25 protein-coding genes and 1 pseudogene are annotated in these 24,280 nt (G+C 65.2%); 10 read left to right on the top strand and 16 right to left on the bottom strand.

The window, feature by feature from the left end; genetic code table 11:
* The first annotated feature begins 89 nt into the window (after positions 1-89).
* The 4 genes from ACVIIV_RS34540 to ACVIIV_RS34525 all read left to right on the top strand — a co-directional run bounded on the left by ACVIIV_RS34540 (position 90) and on the right by ACVIIV_RS34525 (position 4,357).
* A complete protein-coding gene (locus ACVIIV_RS34540; protein WP_456748175.1) occupies positions 90-335 on the top strand; it encodes a DUF6894 family protein in 246 nt (81 codons plus the stop codon).
* 202 nt (positions 336-537) lie between these two features.
* Positions 538-2,274 carry a methyl-accepting chemotaxis protein gene (locus ACVIIV_RS34535; protein ID WP_456748174.1) on the top strand — a complete coding sequence of 579 codons (1,737 nt, stop codon included), beginning with the start codon at positions 538-540 and terminating at the stop codon, positions 2,272-2,274.
* Positions 2,275-2,307: 33 nt separating this feature from the next.
* Positions 2,308-2,514, top strand: a complete 207-nt coding sequence (locus ACVIIV_RS34530; RefSeq protein ID WP_456748173.1) for a hypothetical protein — start codon at positions 2,308-2,310, stop codon at positions 2,512-2,514.
* 154 nt (positions 2,515-2,668) lie between these two features.
* Complete coding sequence (locus tag ACVIIV_RS34525) at positions 2,669-4,357, top strand: methyl-accepting chemotaxis protein (protein WP_456748172.1); 1,689 nt, start codon at positions 2,669-2,671, stop codon at positions 4,355-4,357.
* A gap of 61 nt (positions 4,358-4,418) precedes the next feature.
* Here ACVIIV_RS34525 and ACVIIV_RS34520 read toward each other — a convergent pair whose 3' ends face one another.
* From ACVIIV_RS34520 to ygfZ, 6 genes are all read right to left on the bottom strand, one after another.
* The gene (locus tag ACVIIV_RS34520) at positions 4,419-7,130 is read right to left on the bottom strand and encodes a DUF2339 domain-containing protein (protein WP_456748171.1); all 2,712 of its coding nucleotides are present in this window, start codon (positions 7,128-7,130) and stop codon (positions 4,419-4,421) included.
* Between the two features lie 51 nt (positions 7,131-7,181).
* Positions 7,182-8,150 carry an NUDIX hydrolase gene (locus ACVIIV_RS34515; RefSeq protein WP_456748170.1) on the bottom strand — a complete coding sequence of 323 codons (969 nt, stop codon included), beginning with the start codon at positions 8,148-8,150 and terminating at the stop codon, positions 7,182-7,184.
* Between the two features lie 226 nt (positions 8,151-8,376).
* Positions 8,377-8,883 (bottom strand): tyrosine phosphatase family protein, encoded by a 507-nt coding sequence (locus ACVIIV_RS34510; protein WP_456748169.1) that lies wholly within the window; start codon positions 8,881-8,883, stop codon positions 8,377-8,379.
* A gap of 129 nt (positions 8,884-9,012) precedes the next feature.
* Positions 9,013-9,627, bottom strand: a complete 615-nt coding sequence (locus tag ACVIIV_RS34505; RefSeq protein WP_456748168.1) for a YfbR-like 5'-deoxynucleotidase — start codon at positions 9,625-9,627, stop codon at positions 9,013-9,015.
* A complete protein-coding gene (locus tag ACVIIV_RS34500; RefSeq protein WP_456748167.1) occupies positions 9,624-10,250 on the bottom strand; it encodes a DNA-3-methyladenine glycosylase I in 627 nt (208 codons plus the stop codon). Before ACVIIV_RS34500 ends, ACVIIV_RS34505 begins: the two co-directional genes overlap by 4 nt.
* The gene (gene ygfZ, locus ACVIIV_RS34495) at positions 10,247-11,128 is read right to left on the bottom strand and encodes a CAF17-like 4Fe-4S cluster assembly/insertion protein YgfZ (RefSeq protein WP_456748166.1); all 882 of its coding nucleotides are present in this window, start codon (positions 11,126-11,128) and stop codon (positions 10,247-10,249) included. Before ygfZ ends, ACVIIV_RS34500 begins: the two co-directional genes overlap by 4 nt.
* Positions 11,129-11,224: 96 nt before the next feature.
* Between ygfZ and ACVIIV_RS34490 the strand changes: the two genes are divergently transcribed.
* The 5 genes from ACVIIV_RS34490 to ACVIIV_RS34470 all read left to right on the top strand — a co-directional run bounded on the left by ACVIIV_RS34490 (position 11,225) and on the right by ACVIIV_RS34470 (position 15,365).
* Positions 11,225-12,559 (top strand): dihydroorotase, encoded by a 1,335-nt coding sequence (locus tag ACVIIV_RS34490; RefSeq protein ID WP_456748165.1) that lies wholly within the window; start codon positions 11,225-11,227, stop codon positions 12,557-12,559.
* 163 nt (positions 12,560-12,722) lie between these two features.
* Entirely contained in the window at positions 12,723-13,592 is an 870-nt protein-coding gene (locus ACVIIV_RS34485) for a sulfurtransferase (RefSeq protein WP_456748164.1), read from the top strand.
* A 128-nt stretch (positions 13,593-13,720) separates the two neighbouring features.
* Positions 13,721-14,410 carry an RNA polymerase sigma factor gene (locus ACVIIV_RS34480; RefSeq protein WP_456748163.1) on the top strand — a complete coding sequence of 230 codons (690 nt, stop codon included), beginning with the start codon at positions 13,721-13,723 and terminating at the stop codon, positions 14,408-14,410.
* Positions 14,411-14,500: 90 nt separating this feature from the next.
* Entirely contained in the window at positions 14,501-15,034 is a 534-nt protein-coding gene (locus ACVIIV_RS34475; RefSeq protein ID WP_456748162.1) for a DUF4142 domain-containing protein, read from the top strand.
* A gap of 13 nt (positions 15,035-15,047) precedes the next feature.
* A complete protein-coding gene (locus ACVIIV_RS34470) occupies positions 15,048-15,365 on the top strand; it encodes a cupredoxin domain-containing protein (RefSeq protein WP_456748161.1) in 318 nt (105 codons plus the stop codon).
* Positions 15,366-15,443: 78 nt separating this feature from the next.
* Here the strand turns inward: ACVIIV_RS34470 and ACVIIV_RS34465 are convergent, their stop codons facing one another.
* The 5 genes and pseudogenes from ACVIIV_RS34465 to ACVIIV_RS34445 all read right to left on the bottom strand — a co-directional run bounded on the left by ACVIIV_RS34465 (position 15,444) and on the right by ACVIIV_RS34445 (position 18,454).
* A complete protein-coding gene (locus ACVIIV_RS34465) occupies positions 15,444-16,244 on the bottom strand; it encodes a toll/interleukin-1 receptor domain-containing protein (protein WP_456748160.1) in 801 nt (266 codons plus the stop codon).
* Positions 16,245-16,577: 333 nt separating this feature from the next.
* Complete coding sequence (locus ACVIIV_RS34460; RefSeq protein WP_456748159.1) at positions 16,578-16,844, bottom strand: hypothetical protein; 267 nt, start codon at positions 16,842-16,844, stop codon at positions 16,578-16,580.
* Positions 16,845-17,077: 233 nt separating this feature from the next.
* The gene (locus ACVIIV_RS34455; RefSeq protein WP_456748904.1) at positions 17,078-17,455 is read right to left on the bottom strand and encodes a TIGR02301 family protein; all 378 of its coding nucleotides are present in this window, start codon (positions 17,453-17,455) and stop codon (positions 17,078-17,080) included.
* Positions 17,456-17,499: 44 nt separating this feature from the next.
* Positions 17,500-17,935: pseudogene (locus ACVIIV_RS34450) on the bottom strand (NUDIX hydrolase).
* Between the two features lie 9 nt (positions 17,936-17,944).
* The gene (locus ACVIIV_RS34445; RefSeq protein WP_456748158.1) at positions 17,945-18,454 is read right to left on the bottom strand and encodes a hypothetical protein; all 510 of its coding nucleotides are present in this window, start codon (positions 18,452-18,454) and stop codon (positions 17,945-17,947) included.
* Positions 18,455-18,535: 81 nt separating this feature from the next.
* On the opposite strand from ACVIIV_RS34445, the gene ACVIIV_RS34440 reads away from it, so the two are divergent.
* On the top strand, positions 18,536-19,300 hold the full coding sequence (locus ACVIIV_RS34440; RefSeq protein WP_456748157.1) for an SOS response-associated peptidase: 765 nt from the start codon (positions 18,536-18,538) through the stop codon (positions 19,298-19,300).
* A 74-nt stretch (positions 19,301-19,374) separates the two neighbouring features.
* Here ACVIIV_RS34440 and ACVIIV_RS34435 read toward each other — a convergent pair whose 3' ends face one another.
* The 5 genes from ACVIIV_RS34435 to ACVIIV_RS34415 form a co-directional block, all read right to left on the bottom strand.
* Positions 19,375-20,568: a CaiB/BaiF CoA transferase family protein gene (locus tag ACVIIV_RS34435; RefSeq protein ID WP_456748156.1), complete on the bottom strand. Its 1,194-nt coding sequence runs from the start codon at positions 20,566-20,568 to the stop codon at positions 19,375-19,377.
* 36 nt (positions 20,569-20,604) lie between these two features.
* The gene (locus ACVIIV_RS34430; RefSeq protein WP_456748155.1) at positions 20,605-21,534 is read right to left on the bottom strand and encodes a glycine reductase; all 930 of its coding nucleotides are present in this window, start codon (positions 21,532-21,534) and stop codon (positions 20,605-20,607) included.
* A 246-nt stretch (positions 21,535-21,780) separates the two neighbouring features.
* Positions 21,781-22,362, bottom strand: coding sequence for an NUDIX domain-containing protein (locus tag ACVIIV_RS34425; RefSeq protein ID WP_456748154.1), 582 nt, complete (start codon positions 22,360-22,362; stop codon positions 21,781-21,783).
* 9 nt (positions 22,363-22,371) lie between these two features.
* Positions 22,372-22,833: a GNAT family acetyltransferase gene (locus ACVIIV_RS34420; protein WP_456748153.1), complete on the bottom strand. Its 462-nt coding sequence runs from the start codon at positions 22,831-22,833 to the stop codon at positions 22,372-22,374.
* Positions 22,830-24,257, bottom strand: coding sequence for an FAD-binding oxidoreductase (locus ACVIIV_RS34415; RefSeq protein ID WP_456748152.1), 1,428 nt, complete (start codon positions 24,255-24,257; stop codon positions 22,830-22,832). The genes ACVIIV_RS34420 and ACVIIV_RS34415 overlap by 4 nt, the downstream gene beginning before the upstream one ends.
* Between the last annotated feature and the right edge of the window lie 23 nt (positions 24,258-24,280).

Here is a 24,280-nt window from a genome sequence, read left to right as displayed (position 1 = left end):
TCATACGGACGGCGGCCTTCATGCGTTGGTAGCTGTTCGCGCCTCAGTTTGCGCGCGGCCGGGGGGCGGTCCCACGCAAGGGTTCAACGATGTCGCTGTATTTCTTCCGCATCAGCACCGGCCGTTATTCCGGCGCCGCCGACCTGCCGTACGAATTCGAGGATCGCGCGGCCGCCTGGACCGAGATGACGGAGGTATGCGCCAATCTGCTCGGCGGCATCGCGCGCAGCCTGAAGCCGAACGCCGAGTGGTGCATGGAGCTGCTCGACGAGAACAAGAAGCCGGTCTTTCGAATCAGCCTCGTCGGTGAGGCCGTCGGATGCAAGGCTTCCTAGATCCGACTTGAAGTTGCAATTTACAACTATGACGAGACCATTTCCCTTCGCGTTCAATTAATTAGCGCACAAAATCAGTACTTCTGCGAGGGATCTCGTTAACCAGAAGATGGAACTCCGACCGGTAGCTTCGCGATAAGGGCGATCAACGTCCAAGCTGCCAACAATGACTTGGCGGCTCGTTTCCAGGGGAAACGCACCGATGTTGAGTCTCTTTCGGAATCTGCAGATCGGGACCAAGCTGGCGATCGCTTCGGCTCTCGGAGGGCTGCTGGTTGGAGCCATGATCGCGAGCCAGATGCTCGGCAATGCGAGCATCCGCGAGACCAGCCAGAGCGCGCTTGCCCAACAGCAGATCGCACGTGACGCCGTGAAGGCCGAGGCCGCAGTTCGCGGCATGCAGCTCGCGGTCCGCGACCTTCGTCTCGCCAATAGCTCGGCCGATATTCAGAAGGCCACCCGGAGCCTGGGCGAGCAGCAGAAATCGACGAACTTGCTGGTCGATACGATGCTGAGGCTTTCTCACGAGACGGAGAACCGCGCACGCATGGAGAAACTGAGATCGCTGGCCGCGAACTACGAACAGGCTGCGCAGCAGATCGCGGGCGTACGCGGCGAAGCCTTGGCCATAAGCGGTGCAGACGGCGCCACGCGCGCCATGAAGCTCAATGAAGACGTCATTCGCATCGCACGCGAAATTACCCTGCCGATTGCCGGCGAGCTCGACGTGCTGATCGGTCAGATCGCCGATTACGCGGGACGCAAATCCGAGGAGAGGAATGCCGCGGCCGCCGCACAAATGAGATCGAGCGAGCAGCTTGCGATCCTGGTCGGCGCACTCGCCATGCTCGTCCTCGTCGGCTCCTGGCTGATGTCGTTCCTGACCATCGCGCGGCCGATCCGCGCGCTCACGGTCGCCATGGACAAGCTCGCCGGCGGCAATTTCTCCGTGGTTCTGCCCGGTCTCGGCCGCAAGGACGAGGTCGGCGGCGTCGCTGCGGCAGTCGAAAAGTTCAAGATCGTGTCCGAACAGAAGGCGCGCGATGAGGCTGAAGCCAAGATCAGGCAGGACCAGATTGCGGCCGCGCAGCGCAAGGCCGAGATGCACAAGCTGGCCAACAGCTTCGAAGCCGCAATCGGTGAAATCGTCGATACGGTGTCCTCGGCCGCGACCGAACTGGAAGCTTCTGCGTCGACGCTGACCTCCACCGCGGCGCGCGGGCAGGAGCTCACCACCATGGTTGCTGCCGCCTCCGAGGAAGCGTCCGCCAATGTGCAGTCTGTGGCGTCGGCGACCGAGGAGCTATCGTCGTCGATCACCGAGATCAGCCGGCAGGTGCAGGAATCAGCCCGCGTCGCGGGCGATGCGGTGAGCCAAGCCCGCACCACGACCGATCGTGTCGGCGAGCTTTCCGCCGCCGCAGCGCGGATCGGCGACGTGGTCGAACTGATCAACACCATCGCGGGCCAGACCAATCTCCTGGCGCTCAATGCAACCATCGAGGCCGCGCGGGCCGGCGAGGCGGGCCGCGGCTTTGCCGTCGTCGCCTCCGAGGTCAAGGCACTTGCCGAGCAGACCGCGAAGGCGACCGGCGAGATCGGCCAGCAGATCGCCAGCATCCAGACCGCCACCGAGCATTCGGTCGGCGCGATCAAGGACATCAGCCACACCATCGAGAAGCTGTCGGAGATCTCCTCGACCATCGCAGCCGCGGTGGAAGAGCAGGGCGCCGCAACGCAGGAGATTTCCCGCAACGTGCAGCAGGCGGCGGCAGGCACCCATCAGGTGTCGTCCAACATCACCGATGTGCAGCACGGTGCGAGCGAGACCGGTTCGGCGTCGTCGCAGGTGTTGGCGGCGGCGCAATCGCTGTCGGGCGACAGCAACCGGCTGAAGCTGGAGGTCGGAAAGTTCCTCGGTACCGTGCGCGCAGCCTGATGCTCGCCGTTCGCGATCGGCAAGGGATTCGCCGTGGTCGCATCCGAGGTGAAGGCGCTGGCAGAGCAGACCGCGATGGAGGATTCGGTCGGTGTGATCAGGGAGATTGGCGGCACCATCGGCCGGAGGACGGAGATTTGGTCGCCAGGAATCACGCGCTTCGCGTCGCAGCAGCAAATGCCTGTGCGTTTGCAACAGATGGTTGCAGAAAAAATAACGGGCGCCGGGTCTATCGCGTAGTTCTACGTAGGTTCCTGTTAACGCCTGCTTGCAATTATGAGCGCAATCTTAGGGGATAAGAACCAGCCAGCATTGTTGAACTGACTTCCGCCCTGTCGTCGCGACGACTGCGGCGCAGGCGATTTGCGCGTGCTGGTATCATCGGGATTGTGTGATGTCGAAGTTGTCGATCGTCTTCAAGCTGCTGACCGTGCTGTCGGTCCTCGTGCTCTCGCTCGCCGGCGTCGGCGTGATGGCGATCGGCACGATGCAGAACATCAACTCCCACACCGTCGAGATTGCGGAGAGCTGGCTGCCGAGCGTGCGTGCGCTCGGCTCGATGCGTGCCGACATCAACGAGCTGCGTGTCGCGCTGCGTCTGCACCTGATGCAGGATACTGCCGAGGGCAAGGAGGCCGCCGAGAAGCGGCTGGCAGGCTTGCGCGAGCGCATCGAGAAGACGCGCAAGGTCTACGAGCCGCTGATCACGGTCGCCGAAGAGCGCTCGCTGTACGAGCAATGGACCAAGGCCTGGGCCGAGTATCTGAATGGCGTGCAGGACGTGATGGCGCTGTCGCGCAAGAGCATCGGGCGCTTCCCGACTGATGCAAACGAGATGTTGCAGACCAAGGTCGCCAAGATGGCCCAGGCGGCCGATCCGCTGCTGCAGAGGGGCATCGAGCTCAACAACAGGGGGGCCGAGCTGGAGACGAAGCAGGCGGCTGACAGCTATGCCACCGTTTTCCGCGTGCTGGTCGGCATCATCGTAGCTGCCGTCGTGATCGCGATCAGCGCCGCCTATTATCTCGTGCGCGACGTCTCGCGCGGCATCGCCTCGATCATTCGCCCGATGCAGTCCCTCGGCGAGGGCGACCTCTCGGCCGAGGTGCCGCATCGCGGCGAGAAGACCGAGATCGGCTCGATGGCGGATGCACTCCAGATCTTCAAGGAGGCGCTGATCGCCAAGAAGGCTGCCGACAAGGCGGCGGCGCGAGACGCCGAGGCCAAGATCGAACGCGGCCGCCGCGTCGATGCCATCACCCGTAATTTCGAGGTCATGATCGGCGAGGTGGTCGAGACCGTGTCGTCGGCGTCCACCGAGCTCGAGGCGTCCGCGGCGACGCTGAGCGGCACGGCGCAGCGCGGCCAAGAACTCGCAACCGTCGTTGCGGCTGCGTCGGAGGAAGCTTCCACCAACGTCCAGGCGGTGGCGTCCGCCTCCGAGGAGCTGTCGTCCTCCATCACCGAGATCAGCCGCCGCGTGCAGGATTCGGCACGGATGGCTGCGGAAGCCGTCGAGCAGGCGGCGCGGACCAACGAGCGCGTCAACGCGCTGTCGCAGGCAGCCGCCCGCATCGGCGACGTCGTCGAACTCATCAACACCATCGCGGGCCAGACCAACCTCCTCGCGCTGAACGCGACCATCGAGGCGGCGCGCGCAGGCGAAGCCGGCCGCGGCTTTGCCGTCGTCGCGTCCGAGGTCAAGGCACTGGCCGAGCAGACTGCGAAAGCCACCGGCGAAATCGGAGCGCAGGTTTCGGGCATCCAGGCCGCGACGCAAGAATCCGTCAGCGCCATCCAGGAGATCGGCGGCACCATCGAGCGGCTGTCGGAGGTGTCTTCGGCCATCGCCGCCGCCGTCGAGGAGCAGGGCGCAGCCACGCAAGAGATTTCGCGCAACGTTCAGCAGGCCTCGCTCGGCACGCAGGAAGTCTCGTCCAACATCACCAACGTGCAGCGCGGCGCGATCGAGACCGGCTCGGCCTCGAGCGAAGTGCTATCGGCGGCGAAGTCGCTGGCGACCGACAGCACCCGCCTGAAGGTCGAAGTCGCGCAGTTCCTGGAATCGGTCCGCGCGGCTTAGAAGCGGCGCGCGTACTTCGCCTCTCCCCGCTGGGGAGAGGTGAGGACATCGTCCTGGCGCTTCAACTGCCCGTCTGCGGCACGGCCGGCGGCGGTGTGACCTGCCGCCGGAACAGGATGCGTTGGTAGAGCCAGCCGATCGCGACCAGAACGACGCCGAGGCACATGAACGAGAGCGCGCGATAGACGCCGGTCAGCGTCCACACGTCGACGGCAAAGGCCTTGAAGATCGTCAGCGCGATGACGGCGGCAGAGGCCAGCCGCGCGCGCTCCGAATTGACCAGGATGCCGACGCCGAGCAGCACCACGCCGAAGGCGAGCCAGCCGATCGAATAGGTGTATTGCTCGGCACTCGTGGTGGCGCCGTAGAGCAGCACCGGGCCGTGATAGAAGCGGCGGATCTCCAGCGTCACATAGGTGAGCGCGAACACCAGGGCGCCACCCGCGATCGTGTTTGCGTATGCGACACGGCGGTGTCCCGCCACCGCGTAGGAGAGCAGCAGCATCAGCACGGCCGGCAATGCGTAGCCGAGCAGCAGCAGATTGAACACGAGGCCGCCGACATTGACGCTGGAGAGCAGCAGCGGGTTCTCCAGGATCAGGAGGCCGAACACGCTGATGAGGCCGGCGATTGCCGTCAGCACGACCGCGCCGACATCGTGCACGATGCTGTGGCTGCGCAGCCGCAGGCGCTCCAGACCGATCGCCATGGCGAGCGTGATACAGACTTGCAGAGCGAACTCGAGCAGCGAGGGCGGCGAGGTCATGCGGCCGCCGGTCGCAAAGTGCCGGATCTCCATGAAGGCGAGCAGCGCGGTGAACAGGATCGCCGCGGTCTCGACCACGCGCAGCGGCGCGTCGTCGGCGCGGCGGCGCAGGAAGAGGCTCGCGCCCCAGAACGAGGCGGCCGGCAGGCCATAGCCCCACAACAGCCAGTTGAAGATCGGCGTCGTGCCGATGGCATCGCCGACGATGCGCGGATCATAGACGATGCGTGCGGTGACGATCGCGGCGAAGATGGCCGCTAACCGGCGCAGCACCGGAATCGGCCGCTGCACCGAGATCCAGGCGGTGCCGAGCGACATCAGCGCGAGCGCGATGGTGAGCCAGCCCTTCTCCAGGGCAAAGGTCAGCGCCAGCGCCAGCGCGCCGAGCGTACCGGTCGCGAACAGCGCGACCGAGGTTGCAACGCCGGGCCGTTCTTCGCGGCGCATCAGGGCTTCGGTCGCCGCGCCAAAGGCCGCAGCGAGCAGCACAGCGAGGATCGCGAACGGGATCGAGCGGTCGAGATGGGCGATGCGCGCATAGAGCGCAACCAGGATGGCGATCGGTGTCGCGACGCCCGCCGCCGACCACACCACGGGAACGATCGCCGAGCTCGAGCGGCCCTGCGCGAAAAAGCCCGCGGCGCCAAAGCCGGCGGCGAAGATCGCGGCCGTCACCAGATGCAGGGTCACCGCGCTGTCGGTCGCGACCGGGCCGACGCCGGGCATCGGGCCGCCCGGCAGCACCAGCATGTCGGGATTGGCGCGCACCGCCCATTCGGCGAACACGATGAAGACCGTCGCCGCGGCCGCACCGAGGGCGCCCGTAGCCGCCGGCGCACCCCAGGCGACGAACAGCGTTCCCGCGACCAGCAGCGTAAAGGCAATCAACGCCAGATCGGCATGTCCGCTCGACAGCACGATCAGCATCGCGCCGAACAGATAGGCGCCGAGCGCGCCTGACGAGACCGGCTCGATCTCGCCGTCCTCGAAGCTGGGTCCGAACATGAAGCCGCAGACAACGAGCAGCGCAGCGAGCACGAAGCCGGCGATGACGTGGAAGGCGTGCGGCGCGACCTGGACCTGCTCGGTGTCGAGACCCGGGAAGATCCAGAGCACGGCAAAGACGATAGTCGTGACCGCAAGCCAGCGCCACAGCCTGATGCGGGCGAGCCCGAAACTCGCCGCCGTCACGACCGCAAGATAAATGTAGAGCGCCCAATAATCCGGCTTGCCCGAGGAGACGAGGATCGGCGTCACGAAGGCGCCGACGACGCCGAGCCCCGCGAGCGCGGGCCCGTGCAGCAGCGCTGCGGCCAGCGTGCCCATCGCAACGATGCCGAGCAGCACGAAGGCCGTCGCAGGCACGAGGAAGCCGTAGAGCGCGTACGCCGCGTAGATGGTCGCGAACGCCACCGCCGTGCCGGCCGCGGTGAGGATCGCGGGGATGTTGGCGATCGGCAGCGCCTGGATGCTCGAGATGCTCTCCTTGCGCCGCGTCCATTCGCCGGCACCGAGCAGGGCCGCTGCGAACAGGCCGCCGAGGAACACGCGCACGCCGGGGCCGAGAAGGCCGGCCTCGATCGAATAGCGCACCATGAAGAAGCCGCCGAGCGCGAGCGCAAGGCCGCCGATCCACACCACCCAGCGGGTGCCGAGCCGCTCCTCAAAGCCGGGTGCGGGCGCGGGCAGCGGCGGCGGTGCGCCGGCCTCTGGGCTGGCTTCGAGTGGGGGTGGCGAGATATCTGCGGTGGCGGGCGAGGGCGGCGCAAGCTCGGCTTCCGACGCCAGCGGCGGCGGCTCGGCGGCTGCAGTCGTCGCGGGCGCTTCAGCCTGCACCTGCGCGGGCATCAGGGGCGGCGGCTGCACCGTCCGCTGCGCGTAGAGCATCTCTTCGAGCGAGTTGAGCCGCCGTCGCAGCTCGGTCGCCTGGCTCGACGCCTTGATCGCGATCAGGAAGGCGATGATCGCAATGATCAGCGCAAAGACGTCAAACGGGCCGTCGAACATGAAGCCTCCAGGCAACCGGCGGGCAGGGGCCGGTACCACGAATATCAGGATCTAGCGCCGGGAGCGCACGCGCAAGCCCGGCGCGGGTCGCTCCTGGAGCACCTCGCGGCGGAAGCGGTAGAGCGCTGCCGGCCGTCCGCCCGTCTGTGTCGACATCACCCCGGTCGGTTCGACCAGGGCCTCCATTTCGACCAGGCGGCGGAAATTCTGCTTGTGCAGGTGCCGGCCGGAGATCGCCTCCACCGTGTGCTGCAGTTCGGTAAGTGTGAATTCAGCGGGCAAAAGTTCAAAGACGACAGGACGATACTTCAGCTTTGCGCGCAGCCGCGCGATTCCCGTGGCCAGAATCCGGCGGTGGTCGAACCGCATCGAGGTCCCAAGGGCGGGAAGCGTCTTGCGCGCTAAGGCCGCAGGGCGGCCGTCGCGCCGCGCCTCCTCGATCAGCCCGGCCTCGTACAGAAGCTCATAGCGGTCGAGCACGCGCTCCTCGTCCCAGGGTGCACCGTCGAGACCGAAATAGAACCGCACGCGATCCTTCCGCGGCAGCGCGCGCGTCGTCTCCGGCGTCTCTTCCTCGGCCCACTTGGTCAGCGCCGGGATGATGTCGCGGGCGATGATCCCCGGCGGCTGCTCGCGCCAGTCTTCCCAGGGGAAGAAGCGGTACCATGGCGCGAAGCTCGCCGCGTTTGCTGCGAGCTCGCCGTCCACAGGGCGCGTCAGCGCGAGATAGCCGATCGACACCATATGCGCGCCGATGTCGCCGGCTTCGGCATGACGGCCGCGATCGCCGAAGGTGTAGAGCTGCTCGACATAGCCGAGCCGCAGGCCCGCCCGTTGCTCGACCCAGGCGCGAAGGCCGATCTCGAAGGTGCGATGGCTCACCGCGTCGAACGGACCGAACGGCAGGCCGGCAAGCCCGTCAGCATCGCGTGCGGTCAGGATCAGCGGCTCGTGGTTCTCGATCGCGACGATCGCGGCGGTGAGGCCAATCTCGATCGGCGTCAGCTGCGTGTCGCTCATGCGGCTGTCGTGTCGTTCAATTGAACAGAACGCAGCTTGGTTGAGACGGCCCATCCGCGGACTCGCTGCACCTCTCCCGCTTGCGGGAGAGGTCGCATCGCATCGACAGATGCGAGGCGGGAGAGGGCTCTCTCCTCTGGGGGAGTCTTCGTTGCGAAGACACCCTTTCCCCGACCCTCTCCCGCAAGCGGGAGGGGGAGCGCATCTTCATTGTGGCGCGCAGCCGTCATTCGAGCTCGATCACGAAGGGGCGCCCCTCCACCATCATCGCGCCGGGGCCCATCTCGTCGAGCGCGCGCAGCATGCGGCCGTTGCGCCCGAGTGCACGATCGGCAAGGCTGACGATGCGCCGGTTCGGCGATGCGATCGGCGAGGCCGCGCGGATCTTCCTGGCGATTTCGATTTCGTCGCGATTGGGATTGAGCGCGCACACGGCCGCGAACGCGCTCGCGGTGGAGCGGCTGATGCCGGCATAGCAATGTACCACCAGCGGGGCGCTGCGATCCCAGCCGCGCACGAAGGTCAGCACCTGCTCGATATGAATCTCCGATGGTGCGACGAAACCGTCCAGCTCCTCGGTGATGTCGTCCATCGACACCTTGAGGTGGTTGGCGGGGAGCACCGACACCGGGCGTGCCACCTGCTCGACATTGGCCATCACGGTCAGCACATGGCTGGCGCCGGTGGTACGGACAGTCTCGGGAAGCGCGGCGAGGGAACAGACGTGGATCATGGCGGACCTTTTTCTTGATTATAACCGCGGCCGTAGGGTGGGCAAAGCGAAGCGTGCCCACCACTTTTGTCGCAAACCGGAAAAGATGGTGGGCACGGCGCAAGAGCGCCTTTGCCCACCCTACAGGATCTACGCAAACACCGCGCCAAACCGCTCCAGAAACTGCTTCTCAGCCCGCGCCGCTGTCCAGGGCGTCAGGTAATCGCGCCGGACGTTGTCGGATAGGCCGGGATCTTTGCCGAACAGGCGCCTTGCCTCGGGCTGCTTGAAGCCGGCCAGCGCGGTCGCCTCCAGATAGGCCGCACCGCGATCGGCAGTCTTGATGGCCAGCGTGATCTCCTCCGGCAGCACCGGTGGCAAACCGAAGCGGATATGGATGGCACCGAGAAGCCGCTTCTCGACCGCCTTGTAATGACCGTCGAGCACCGCCTTGAACGGCGAGATCATGTCGCCGATCACATATTCCGGCGCATCGTGGAGCAGGGCTGCGAGCCGCACGCGCTGATCGACCCGTGGCATTTCGTGCCGCAGCACGGTCTCCACCAGCAGCGTATGCTGCGCGACCGAAAAGATGTGCGCGCCGAGGGTCTGCCCGTTCCAGCGCGCCACCCGCGCCAGCCCATGCGCGATGTCGCCGATCTCGATGTCGAGCGGAGAGGGATCGAGCAGATCGAGCCGCCGGCCCGACAGCATGCGCTGCCAGGCGCGGGTCTCCTCGTCGCGCGCCGCTTTCTTCGCCGTCATTTGGCCTTGAGGCGCGGCTTGCGCTGCGTCTTGCCGCAGGTGGCGTGACAGTGGCAGTCGACCAGGTGGTCGTTGACCATGCCGGTCGCCTGCATGAAGGCATAGACGATGGTCGGGCCCACGAATTTGAAGCCGCGCGAGGACAGCTCCTTGGAGATCTGCACCGACAGCGGCGTCGAGGCCGGCACGCTCGCGGTGGTCTTGAACTGGTTGACCTTGGGCCGTCCGTCCATGAAGTCCCACAGCAGCTTCGAGAAGCCCGGACCCTTCTCCATGATGTCGAGATACGACTTCGCGCTCAGGATCGCGCCGTCGATCTTGGCCTTGTTGCGCACGATGCCCGCATCGTTCATCAGCGCGTGAACCTTCTTGGCGTTGTAGCGCGCGATCTTCTCCGGCTGGAAATCGTCGAAAGCCTTGCGGAAATTATCGCGCTTGCGCAGGATCGTGATCCAGGACAGGCCGGCCTGGAAACCGTCCAGAATCAGCTTCTCGTACAGTGCGCGGTCGTCATATTCCGGCACGCCCCATTCGGTGTCGTGATAGGCGACATAGAGCGGATCTTCGCCTGGCCAGGGGCAGCGGGTCAGACCATCGGGATGCAGACGGGGAGCGCGGCTCATGCGATGGGCTGCTTGGCTGGAATTCGAACGGCGTCCGGTTCAGCCAGCGTCAAAGCCAGCCCTCCAGCGGTGAGCGGCTGGCCCGCGTCGAGCGCATCGGCGACGCGGTCGATCCGCACCAGCGCGATGCCCTTGCCGCCGGCGGTCGAGCCGATCGTGCCGACCGGCTTGTCGCCGGCAAGAATGGTCGCGCCGATTTCGGGTGAAGGACCGTCGAGCAGCACCTTGACGCTGCGCGTGCGCGCCGTGCCGCGATGCTGCATGCGCGAGACGACCTCCTGGCCGACATAGCAGCCCTTGTCGAAATCGACGCCGGCGAGACGATCCATGTTGGTCTCGTGCGGGAACGCATCGCTGTACATGAAATCAAGCCCGCCGCGCGGCACGCCGAGCGCGATGCGGTGCGCCTCGTACTCGGCCGCATCGACCGGCTCGGCGCCGATTAGATCGGACAGCTTCTGCTTGAGATCTTCTGGGATCAGGATGCGGTAGCCGAGCCCGTCATTCCGCGGATCGGCGAAGGCAAGGTCGGGCTGGACCGCGGGCTGGCCGTCCCAGGCCGCGAGCACGCCGAGATCGCCGGAAAGGTTGTCCACCGTGACCTTGGCGCGCAATTTGTAGAACTTCAGCTTGGTGGCCAGGGTGTCCGCCAGCGCTTTCGGGCAGTCGATCAGGAACCCGCCGCCGTGACCCGCGGGCGCTTCCGTGATCAGGAAGTCCACGACGATCTTGCCCTGCGGCGTCAGCAGTGCGCCGAATCGCCCCAGGCCGGGTTTCAGCCTGTCGACGTCGGTCGTGATCAGGCCGTTGAGGAAGTTGCGCGCATCCTCGCCCGCGACCTTGACCACGCCCCGGTCGGGAAGAAACGCCGATTTCATGCGAAAATCTCTTGCGACATGTTGCTCCGGAACGTAAGCCCCCAACGCATAAACGACAAGACCTCGAGCCCTGCGCTTGGGGATGAGAGAGGCCTCATGATCCAGCGTTTCGATGTGATCCTCAAGGGCGGCACCGTCGTCAACCAGGACGGCGAGGGTGTTCGCGACATCGGCATTGCAAATGGTCGCATCGCCGAGCTGGGCCCGCTGTCGCAAGGCTCAGCCGCCGAGGTGATCGACTGCAAGGGCCTGCACATCCTGCCCGGCGTGATGGACACGCAGGTGCATTTCCGCGAGCCCGGGCTGACGCACAAGGAAGACCTCGAGACCGGCTCGCGCAGCGCCGTGATGGGCGGCGTCACCGCCGTGTTCGAAATGCCGAACACCGCGCCGCTGACGGTGACGGACACAGAATTCACCGACAAGGTGAAGCGGGCCCATCACCGCATGCACTGCGATTTCGCCTTCTTCATCGGCGGTACTCGCGAGAACGTGCAGGACCTCCCCGTGCTCGAGCGCGCACCCGGCTGTGCCGGCGTCAAGGTTTTCATCGGCTCCTCGACCGGCGCGCTTCTGGTGGAGGACGACGAAAGCCTGCGCCGCATCTTTCAGGTGATCCGCCGCCGTGCCGCCTTCCACGCCGAGGACGAGTATCGGCTCAACGAACGAAAATCGCAGCGCATCGAGGGCGATGCCCGTTCGCATCCGGTCTGGCGTGACGAGACCGCGGCGCTGATGGCGACGCAGCGCCTGGTCAAGCTCGCGCACGAGACGGGCAAGCGCATCCACGTGCTGCATATCTCGACCAAAGAAGAGATCGAGTTCCTGCGCGACCACAAGGATGTCGCCTCCTGCGAGGCAACGCCGCACCATCTCACGCTGGTCGCGCCCGAATGCTACGAGCGGCTCGGCACGCTCGCCCAGATGAACCCGCCGGTGCGCGGCGCCGATCATCGCGCCGGTATCTGGCGCGGCATCGAGCAGGGCATCATCGACGTGCTCGGCTCCGACCACGCCCCGCATACGCTGGAGGAGAAGCAGAAGACCTATCCGGCCTCGCCTTCAGGCATGACCGGCGTGCAGACGCTAGTACCGATCATGCTCGATCACGTCAACGCGGGCCGGCTCTCGCTGGCGCGCTTCGTCGACCTCACCAGCGCCGGCCCCGCACGCCTCTACAACATGGCCTGCAAGGGCCGCATCGCCGCCGGTTACGATGCCGACTTCACCATTGTCGACTTGAAGCGCAGCGAAACCATCACCAACAAATGGGTCGCGTCCAAGGCCGGCTGGACTCCCTATGACGGGTTGCGCGTCACCGGCTGGCCCGTCGGCACCGTCATCCGCGGCCGCCGCGTGATGTGGCAGGGCGAGCTCGTGACGCCGTCGCAAGGCGAGCCGGTGCGGTTTTTGGAGACACTGAAGCAGTAGGCGGTTTTGGAGGGGGACGAACGCGCCATCCCCCGTCATTGCGAGGAGCTCTTGCGACGAAGCAATCCAGAGTCTCTCCGCGGGAAGACTCTGGATTGCTTCGCTACGCTCGCAATGACGAGAGGAGAGGTCTACATTTCATCTCGAACGGGAGTGTAGTCCGATGTCCCAGCCAGCTGCCCTCATCACCACCGAACAGCTCGCAGCTCGCCTCGGCGATCCCAATCTGCGCCTCTACGACTGCACGACCTACAACGAACCAGTCCCGCCGGGCAGCGACGTACCGTATCGCGCGGTGCCCGGCGACAAGACGTTCGCGGCCGGCCACATCCCGGGCGCCGATTTCCTCGACCTGCAAGGCGAATTCTCCGACACCTCGTCGCAACACTTCTTCATGATGCCTGAGGTGGCCCAGTTGGAGGCCGCCTTCGGTCGCCACGGCTTCGATGCGAGCAAGACCGTCGTGCTCTACAGCATCGGCACGATGATGTGGGCAACGCGGTTCTGGTGGATGCTGCGCTCGCTCGGCGTCGATGCGCGTGTGCTCGACGGCGGTTTCGACAAATGGAAGGAGGAGGGGCGGCCGGTCGAGACAGGCGCACCGAAGGGCTATCCAGCGACGACCTTCAAGGCCGCGTCGCGCACAGGCTTCTTCGTCGACAAGGAAGCCGTGCTGGCGCGGATCGGCGATCCCGCGACTGTCATCGTCAACGCGCTCGGGCCGCAGTTTCACCGCGGCCTCGAACCGAGCCGCTATGGCCGTCCCGGCCGCATCCCCGGCAGCGTCAACGTATCAGCCGCAACGCTCGTGAACGCCGACAAGACGCTGACGAGTCTTGCGGATGCGGAAGCGAAGTTCGCGGCCCAGGGCGTCACGCGCGACAAGAATGTGATTCTCTACTGCGGCGGCGGCATCTCGGCGACGATCGACCTATTGCTGCTGACGCAGCTCGGCTTCGACAAGCTGACGCTCTACGACGCCTCGATGGGCGAGTGGGCAAGAGATCCGGCGCTGCCGATCGAGACGGACTAGGGGATTGCTTACCCTCCCCTGGAGGGCCCCCCCAGGGGAGGGTAAGATCCGGAGCAAGAAAGTTGGGAACCTTTCCTTTGGGCCTGCATCCAATGTCCGGAACGAAGCGAGACAAGCAGGTAACCGCCATGCAACGGACCGTAGTCGGCCTATCCGCCGGCCCCAGGATATCGGAAGCCGAGCTGATCGACCGGGCGCGGGGCCGTGACGAAGCCGCCTTGCGCGAGATCATGCAAGCCAACAACCGCAGGCTTTACCGCCTCGCGCGCGGGATCCTGCGCAGCGACAGCGAGGCCGAGGACGTGGTGCAGGAGACGTACGTCCGGGCCTTCACCCACCTCGACGACTTTCGGGGCGAGGCCGGGTTGTCGACGTGGCTCTCGCGCATCGCCATCAACGAGGCGCTCGGCCGGGTGCGCAGCCGAAAGCCCAATGTCGAGCTCGGCGCGATATCAGATGCCGCGCTCGATGCGCAGATCATCAGGTTTCCCGTTCCTCCCGCAGGCGATCCGGAAAGGACCATGGCCCAGCGTGAAATCCAGCGTGTGGTCGAACGCGCAATCGACGAGTTGCCGGATGCCTTCCGCATGGTCTTCGTTGCCCGGGTCATGGAGGGGATGACCATCGGGGAGACCGCCGATCTGCTCGGCGTGAAGCCCGAAACCGTGAAGACGCGGCTGCACCGCGCCCGCACCATGCTCCGCGAGAACGTCGAGAAGGAGATCGGCCCGGTGGTTATGGATGCGTTCCCGTTCGCCGGGCGGCGATGTGAGCGCCTGACCGTGTCAGTGCTGAAGCGGCTCGGCATCGGCGGCTAAAGTTTTCGGGAACGTTTGCGCGAAATGTCCATCCAACCCCTGTGAAGCAACGCGCCGGCCAAACGTCCGGCACCACAGGAGTATCAAGCCATGTTCATCCGACCGAGCGCGGCGATCGCCGTAGCAATTTTGTTGTTGAGCCCCGCGCTGCTTCGAGGTGCGAGCGCAGCCGACAAGCCCACCGATCCGCAGATCGCCCACATCGCCTACACCGCCGGCGTGATCGACATCAACGCGGCCAAGCAGGCTCAGAAGAAGGCCAAGAGCAAGGAGGTGAAGGCGTTTGCCGAGGACATGCTGCGCGACCACGAGGCGGTCAACAAGCAGGCGCTCGCGCTGGTCAAGAAGCTGAACGTTACCCCTGAAGACAACGACACCAGCCGTACGCTGTCGAAGCAGGCGAGCGACAGGCTCGCCGAGCTGGACAAGCTGAGCGGCGCGGCCTTCGACAAGGCCTATGTTGCCAACGAGATTGCCTATCACAAGCAAGTCAATGGTGCGCTGGAGACGCAGCTGATCCCGTCGGCGAACAATGCCGAGCTGAAGGGCCTGCTGCAGACCGGCCTGAAGATTTTCCAGGGTCATCAGCAGCACGCCGAGCACGTCGCGGCCGAGCTGAAATAGGGAGTGTGCGACGATGTCGGGGCGGCTGTTTTCGATCGCTATCGCGCTCGTCTTCGCGGCGATGGTCGTCCCGGCGCACGCCGCGACGATAGAGATCACGATGGAGGACCTTGTGATCTCACCGGCCGAAATATCGGCAAAGGTCGGCGATACCATTCAATGGGTCAACAAGGACGTCTTCGCTCATACCGCGACCGCGAGGAACGGCGACTTCGACGTGAGCTTGCCGCCGACGACATCGGCGACATCAGTTCTGAAGAAGGCCGGAACGGTTGAATATTACTGCCGCTATCATCCCAACATGAAAGCGATGCTCAAGGTCGAGCCATGAGGGGAAAGGAGCACGTTCACGATGGTAGTGGGAACGTCTCCCGGCGATCGCGAGACCAATGCTTGTCCGCATCATGCTCTAGTTCCGCCGGATTTGCTTGAGCGCTGCGCGAATGCCGGGACTATACGATCGGCTGCGATAGTAGCGCATCAAGGCCTCGTAGAGGCGCCAGGAGCCGGACCATTTTCCTGGGCCCTTGCCAATTCCGCTGGCCCAGACTTCGACATCGCCATAGAGTTGGATATCATCGCACAGAAATGCTCTTTCCCGTGCTGTAGGCCGGGTTGATGCGCGCTTTGCGGTCCATTCGTTATCCCTGACCCCATCATCCGGAATCTCGAACGCGACGCTCTTCGTTTCTTTGGGGACCTGCTCCAACCACATCTCAATACAGAGTTCCGGTGTTTTGCCCTTGGTCGCGCGGATGGGTTCGCCATTCTCCTCTTGAAATTTCGCGATAAGGACGGGGGCAGATGATGCGCGGTCTCGTCCAATGGCGCGTGATTGGTCTGCAAGCGCCTTCTTGATCTCCTCCGCGACCTTGTCGAGGTCTTCGTGTTTCACGGCCTGAAACGATCGTAACGGAGTGGGGATTGCTGTGCCTTTCGCGAGGATTGCAATCACCGGGATTCCAGCACCCCTTGCAAGCGAATATTCGTAAGTGACCCATTCCGAACGTCTGCTGGCCTTGGTGACGAGAACGACGACGCCACGGGAATCGCGAATACCGTCTTCAATGGCGTCAAACCATTTCGCGCTTGGGTTGATGCTGTGTTTATCCCTCCACACCTGCAGTTTCTGAGCTTCCAGGCTGCGCTCGAGGGCGTCAGCCCGCTTCTTGTCGTTCGAGGAGTAGGACAAAAATATGTGCTTGGTCATGGCTCAGCCTGTCGAGAAAAAGTTTCGATGAATAACTTATGGTAGCGCGTGCAAGTCGGTCCAACCAGAAAGAATGCGTTGGGATGCGCTGTATCCACAATGGCCGAAATATCATTTCAACATGAAAGCGACGCTCAAGGGCGCGCCGAGATGGAGAGAGGGGCCGCATTCCCGGTCGTATCAGGAACATCTCCCGCTCATTGCGAGACTAATGCTTGTCCGCGGGGAACGGCTTCCGTGCGATAATTCGTGGCGGACTTCGCGAACACCTCGCAAAGTCATTCATCCGTCAACTGGCCCCGCCGAATGGCGGGGTCATTTTTGGAAATGGGCTTACTGCCTGGAGATACCGACCGAGAATTCGCCATTGCGAATGCGGCCGGGAAAGCCCTCGACGAACTTCGCCACCGCGTCCTCGCCATAGGTGCCGACGAGCTCGGCCAATGCCGCGAACAGGCTCGCCTGCGCCAGGCAGTCGCCGTCGACGCCGTCATGGCGCGCCTCAGCCCAGGCCTCGTTGAGATAGTTCAGGGCAGCCTGTTTCTGCTCGTGATCGGGCAGCGGCGCGCGGGCGGGGGCGTAGGAAATCGGCTGGCTCATGAAACTCGATCAGGGCTGGGGCGCGATCCACGGCGATGCGCTGTGCGAGAGGTGTAGCACGGGCGTTAACGACCGCTAGGCCACATCTTTAAGAACGGTTAACGGCTGTGAACAAAGTCGATGACAGGGTTCCCGCACTCCGTCATTCCGGGCGTGCGCAGCGCGAACTACGGTGCGCAATTGCGCACCGTAGTTCGCGACTTCGTCGCGCCCCGGAACGACGAGTAGAGAGGTCAGTTCGCGTAGCGCGCCGTGAGATCGCGCGAGATCTTCGAGCCTTCCTCGATGTAGCGGCGGATCGCCACCGTCGCGGCCGGCGTGCAGCTGCGGTAGGTCTGCTGAAAGCCGTTATAGCCGCGGTTGAAGCCGGCGATCATGCGGGTGCGGCGCTCCCCGGAGGGGGTTTCGGCATCGATCAGCGCCTGCATCTCGTTGCGCCATTTGTTGCCCTCGTTGGCCCCGCAGATGCCGCGCAGATAGTGCAGCCCGCCGAGGATCTCCGCCAACCGCTGCAAATCGCCGTCAAACGGCGCCGCCACATCCTGGGCCCGGGCGGACCCGGCGGCGCAGGCGAGAATCAAGGCAAAAATGGCCAGAAATCGCGTGGACATCGGCGGCTGTATGCCCCCTCGAGACGGCGAGCGCAAGGCGGCCGTCAGGCGCCAATCAGCCGGTGGGCAGACGCGGATGACCTCCTCCAGCCCTCCGGTCAGCTTGAGGTCGCCGAGGCTCGCGAGGGCGTCCGGCGCGATCCAGCGGTAATCGTCGAGCTCGTCGTTCAAGGTCGGTTCCTTATCCGTCCAGCGCGCGGCAAAGGAGATGATCAGGTAATGGCCAGCGCCGGCCGCGGCCGGCAGCACCTCGCGCCAGCCGGCGAGGCCAATGATCTCGATGCCGAGCCCGGTCTCTTCGTCGACCTCGCGATTGAGCGCCTGATGCAGCGATTCGCCGAACTCGACCCGGCCGCCCGGCAGCGAATAGAACCCCTTGGCGGGCGAGCGGGCGCGGCGGACCAGCAGCACCTTGCCGTCCCGGAAGATGGCCGCGCTGACCGCAAGCTGGGGGTGGGTGGGCTGGACGACTGCGGCCAATCTCGTCACCTATCCGGCCGAGTTCGCCATGATGGTGTCGACGTCGGCTTCCGCCCCACCATTGATGATGCCGCCGCAGGCCGCGATCAGCGGCTTGACCCAGAGGGTGGCCTGCTCGGCGAGGCGAACGCGGGTGGTGTCCTTCTCGACCTCGCGCATGGCCGAGCCCACCGCGGTCAGGATCGAGGTCATGGTATCAGTGATGTGGTCGAACTGGGCGCGCACGTTGGGATCGGCCTTCTCATAGGCCTCGATGGCGAGGTCCCGCGCCTTGAAATTCGACGCCGTGAAATGCTCGGCATAGGACAGTGGCGTCCAGGTCAGGAAATCTTCGGCGCATTCCGGCATATCAGGGACCATTTCGAGCAGCATCACGGCTTCATTGAAATGGTTGAGATAGTCGGTGGCAAGCCCGGTCCGCGGGTTGATGTTGGCCACGCGCAGCCGTTCGGCCCAGGCCGCAGCCTCGGGGCCCGTCTGTACATGCGTCCGCGCGGGTTGGGAGGCCGTTGAGCTCATCTGCCGCAGTGTTAACGTTCGGGGTTAAAAGGACCTGAACGGACCATATATAGACGCCCAAGGATGTATAGACGCCCAAGGATGTGTGGACGCTTCGTCATAACTTCGGCCCCCGCGGCTTTGCGGCAACTGTTCGGCTATGTCGAGCAGCCGAATTTCCCGCCCCGGTACAATGTCGCCCCGACGCAACCGATTCCGGTCGTGTTGGTCGAGAACGGCGCGCGCCATTTCCGCCTGATGCGCTGGGGCCTGCTGCCGGGCTGGGTCAAGGATCCGCGCGGGTTTACGCTCCTGATCAACGCTCGCTCCGAGACCGTGCTGGAGAAGCCCGCCTTCAAGAACACGATTCGCCGCCGGCGCGGCCTGATCCCGGCCGACGGCTATTACGAGTGGAAGTCGGAAGGCGGCCGCAAGCAGCCCTTCTTCATCCACCGTGCTGACGGTGAGCCGCTCGGCTTTGCTGCGCTGTTCGAGACCTGGGTCGGGCCGAACGGCGAGGAGCTCGACACGGTTGCGATCGTCACCGCGGCGGCGGGAGAGGATCTCGCCGCGCTGCATGACCGCGTGCCCGTGACCATCAGCCCGCGCGATTTCGAGCGTTGGCTCGATAGTCGCGGTGACGAGGTCGATGCGATCCTGCCGCTGATGAGGCCCCCGCGCATCGGCGAATTCGCCTGGCACCCGGTCTCCACCCGCGTCAACCGCGTCGCCAATGACGACGAGCAGCTCGTGCTGCCGATCAGCGCGGAGGAGATGGAGGCGGAGGCAGAGGCCGTGAAGCCGAAGAAGGCGGTGCGGAAGGTTGCTGCTGCGTCATCAGATGACGGGCAGGGGTCGTTGTTCTAGCCAAGTCCTCCGTTGTCGTCCCGGATCTGCGCTTACGCTTGTCCGGGACGACATCGAGTGTGGAGCGCCGCCTCCTACACGACCTCCCTTGCCCGCAACCCGGCAATCTCCGCTGCATCGAATCCCAGCTCGCCCAGCACCGCGTCAGTATCCGCCCCAAGCTCCGGTGCCATGCGATCGAGCTTTCCGCCGCCATGTGCGAGCTTGAAGCCGCTGCCGGCAAAGCGCAGGCGGCCGTATTGTGTGTCCAGCTCCTGGATCGCGCCGCGCGCCTTGATTTGCGGATGGTCGATGATTTCCTCGACCGTCCAGATGCTGGCGCAGGGCGCACCGGCATCTTCCAAGATCGTCTCCCATTCACGCGCCGGCCTTTTCGCCAGCGCCTCTTCGATGATGGCGCGCAGTGCCGGTTCGTTCTCGTTGCGCGCGAACCAGTCGGCGAAGCGCGGGTCGGCGAGCGTGTCCTCGCGGCCGAGCGCACTCATCAGCGCGCGGTACTGCTTCTCGTTGTTGACGGCGAGCAGGATGTGGCCGTCGCCGCATTTGAACAGGTTCGCCGTGGTCCTGCGGCTGACCGCCTGGTTGCCCGAGAGTGTTTGGCGATGGCCGGCAACCGACCAGTCCGCGACCTGGCCCGAGAGAAACGCCAGCGTCGCCTCCAGCATGGAGACATCGATGAGCTGCCCCTTGCCGGTGCGGTCGCGCTGGTAGAGCGCGCTCGACACGCCGAACGCGGCCGTGGCGCCCGAGAGCACGTCGCACACTGCAAAGCCCGCGCGGGTCGGTCCAGTCTGGGGATGGCCGGTGATCGCCATGATGCCCGACAGTGCCTGCATCTTGCCGTCATAGCCAGGCCGCAGGCGGTCCGGGCCGGTCTGGCCGAAGCCGGAGACCGCGCAATAGATCAGCTTTGGATTGATCGCGGACAGCGCCTCGTAGCCGATGCCGAGCTTGTCCATCACGCCGGGGCGGAAGTTTTCCATGACCACGTCGACGGTCTCTGCGAGCGTCTTCACGATCGCGATCGCCTCCGGCTTCTGCAAATCGAGCGTCAGGCTGCGCTTGTTGCCGTTGACGGCCTGGAACGCCGGCGCCAGTCCGCGCTCGGCCCATTCGCGGCTGAGCGGCGTGCGGCGCATGTCCTCGCCCTCGCGCCGCTCGACCTTGATGATTTCGGCGCCCAGGAGCGCGAGCTGATAGCTCGCATAGGGGCCGGCCAGCACTTGCGTGAAGTCCAGGATCTTCACGCCCTCGAACGGTCGCGTCACGTCGCTCTCCCTTTTTGTTTTGGTTATCGGAGGACGTCAGGCGGCGCGGTTGCCGCGCGCGATCTCCTTCTGCTTGTCGAATTCGGCGCGGCGCCGCGCCAGCTCTTCAGGCGAGAGCTGCGCGACGTTGTTGTAGTCGAGCTTCCAGGACGCGTCCTCGCTCCAGCGCAGCGGTGATTGCATCGTCGTCTGCGGGCCGCTCGCGCTCTCCAGCAGCCGCAGCGCGAGCTCGAGCGTCTGCGCCTGCGAGGCGATGTCGTGCGGCTTGCCGGCGGAATTGCCGAGCGGGAAGTCGGAGAACAGGAAGCGCGGCACGGCCGCGTGCTCGACGATGTCCTTGGCGCAGCCCATGATCACGGTCGCAATCCCGTTGCGCTCCAGATGCCGCGCCACCAGCGCCGTGGTCTGGTGGCAGACCGGGCAGTTCGGCACCAGCACGGCGACATCGACCTTGTCGGCAAGGCACCGCGAAAGAATCTCCGGCGCGTCGGTGTCGAGCGTGACGCGATGGCTGCGGTTGGTCGGCGCGCCGAAGAAGCGCTGGCTGACTTCGCCGATGCGTCCGGCGGCCGACGCCTTCAGAAGCTGCGGCAGCGGGAACCAGGTGCCGCTGTCGGTCGCCGAGGTGTGCTTGCGGTCGTAGCCGATGTGCGAGATGCGCAGATCGTGCTCTTGCGAGGTGTCGCCGTCATAGACCTGGTAGAACTTCGCGCCGCCATTGTACGCCGCGCCCGGCCCCTGGTCGCCCTTGGCCGGATCGTAAGGCGCGGCCGTGGTGATGATGGTGACGCGCGACTGTGCCAGCGGCTTCTTCAGCGGCTGGAACGGAGCCTCGGTGTAATGCGCCCAGCGATACGGCGTGGTGTAGCCGATCGCCGCGTAATAGTCGCGCGTGCGCTGCATGTAGGGGACGGGAGAATCGTAGTCGGGCGCAAAGCCGAATTCGTCGTCGCGCGGAGCGGACATGGGCGCGTCTCCTGGGTCTTGGTTGGATCCAGACTAGAGATAGTTTTGGCGTTGCTCAACCGGGGGCGAGGTGATGCAGGACAGAATTGCGCGGCGAGTCGTGCTCTTGTCCCCCTCTCCCCTTGTGGGAGAGGGTGGCTCGCCGCGGTAGCGGCGAGACGGGTGAGGGGTCTCTCTCCGCGAGTCCGCTCCTTCTAAGTCCGTGGAGAGAACCCCTCAAGGGGAGAAGGGAAGAAGCCCGCCGACTCACCTGAACACATGCAGCGCCGCGTGTTGCAGCAGCATGATCGCCTTGGCGTCGATAATGCGGCCGTCGGCGATCATCGCCAGCGCGTCGTCGATCGAAAGCTCCAGCACCTCGATGTCCTCGCCTTCGTGATCGAGGCCGCCGCCGTCGCTGACGCGCATCTCAGGCTCGTATTCGGCGATGAAGAAATGCAGCTTCTCGGTGATGGCGCCCGGGCTCATGAAGGCCTCGAATACCTTGTGAACGTGGTGCAGGCGATAGCCCGTTTCCTCCTCGGCCTCGGCACGGATGCGCTCCTCGGGCTCGGCGTTGTCGAGCACGCCGGCAGCCGCCTCGATCAGCAGGTCGTCGTAACCGCGAATGAACGCCGGCAGGCGGAACTGGCGCACCAGGATCACCGTGCGCCGGGCAAGGTTGTAGGGCAGCACGGCGGCGGCGTTGTCGCGCTCATAGGTCTCGCGGTGCTGGGTCTGCCACTCGCCATTGGCGCGCCGGTACTCGAAGGTCGTGGTCTTCAGGGGCGTCCAATTGTCCGAGAGCACGCGGACGTCCTTGATGCGGACGCGGTCGGAAATGGTCATGGCTCGATCTCAATTGCTTGACGTGGTCGCGCGGCCGTCGAGCCACTTCTGGAACATCACCGAGGTGGATAGCTCGAAGCCGAGTGAGCCATAGAACGCATTGGCCTGCGCGTTCTCGCGCCGGACCAGGAGCTGCAGCTTCGAAATCCCGGCGCTTCGCAGCCAGTCCTCGGCTGCCGCCATAATGACGCGGCCGAAGCCGCGCTTCTGACAGCCGGGATCGACCGCGACGTAATAGACCCAGCCGCGGTGGCCGTCATGGCCGACCATGACGGTGGCGACGAGCGCGCCATTGGCGTGGCCGATCAGCACGGTGGAATTGTCGCGCCGCCGCGCCAGCGCGATGTCGGCATGCGGATCGTTCCAGGGCCGCGTCAGGCCGCAGCGCTGCCACAGCGCGACGACGCCCTCGACATCGGCATCGGTGATCACATCGATCGCAAGCGGAGCGGGCGAGACTGGCGCGCTCACAGCACCTTCCCCGGGTTCATGATGCCGAGCGGATCGAGCATCGCCTTGATGGACCGCATCAGCTCGATCGCAGTCTTGTCCTTGACCTCCGGCAGCTCGTCGCGCTTGAGCACGCCGATGCCGTGCTCGGCCGAGATCGAGCCGCCCATGCGCAGCACGATCTCGAACACGACGGCGTTCACCTCGTGCCAGCGCGCCAGAAAATCGGCGGTGTTGGCGCCAATGGGCTGGCTGACATTGTAGTGCAGATTGCCGTCGCCGAGATGGCCGAACGGCACCGGCCGCGCGCCGGGGATCAGCTTGACCACGGCGGCATCGGCCTCCGCGATGAAGGCAGGCACGGCGGCAACGGGCACGGAGATGTCGTGCTTGATGGAGCCGCCTTCCGGCTTCTGCGCCGCCGACATCTCGTCGCGCAGCTTCCAGAACGCACCGCGCTGGGTGAGGTTGGCCGCGATCACGGCGTCGTCGACGATCTCCTCCTCCATGGCGCGGGCGAGGATCGTCTCCAGCGGCGTGCGGGCATCCTCGCCCGGAGAGGACAATTCCATCAGCACGTACCAGGGATGCTTCGCCTCAAGCGGATCGCGCACGTCGATGCCGTGGCGGACCGAGAAATCCACCGCCATCTCCGACAGCAATTCAAAACTCGTCAGCGCATTGGCGGCTTCGCCTTGCGCGATCGTCAGCAGCTTGAGCGCCGCCGCCGGCGACTTCAGCCCGACGAAGGCGGTCTCGATCGCCCGCGGCTTCGGAAACAGTTTGAGCGTCGCCGCCGTGATGATGCCGAGCGTGCCTTCGGCGCCGATGAAGAGGTTGTGCAGATTGTAGCCGGTGTTGTCCTTCTTCAGCTTCGACAGCGCGTTCAGCACGCGCCCGTCGGCGAGCACCACCTCCAGCCCCAGCGCCATCTCGCGGGCGACGCCATAGGCGAGCGCGGCGGTGCCGCCGGCATTGGTGGAGAGGTTGCCGCCGATGGTGCAGCTGCCTTCGGCACCCAACGACAGCGGAAACAGCCGGTCGACCTCCGCCGCCTTCGCTTGCGCGATCTGCAGCACCACGCCGGCCTCGCAGGTCATGGTGTTGGAGGCGGTGTCGACCTCGCGGATCTTGTCGAGGCGCCGCAGCGATACCACCACCTCGCCATTGTGCGGCGTCTGGCCGCCGACCAGCCCGGTGTTGCCGCCCTGCGGCACCAGCGCGATGTTGTGCGCGGAGGCGAGCTTGCAGATCGCGGAGACTTCCGCCGTCGAGCCCGGCCGCAGCACCAGCGGCGAGCGGCCGTGGAACAGGTTGCGCTCCTCGGTGACGTAAGGCTCGATGTCGGCGGCATCGGTGATCGCGTGGCGCTCGCCGACGATCTTGCGAAACTGGTCGATCAGCTCGGGCGCAAGCGGCGGGGTGGCGGACTTATTGATGTTCATTCTCGTGTCTCTTCTCAAGCTTC

The organism is Bradyrhizobium sp. USDA 4354 (assembly GCF_054060315.1).
This window is presented reverse-complemented; position numbering and strand designations above follow the sequence as displayed.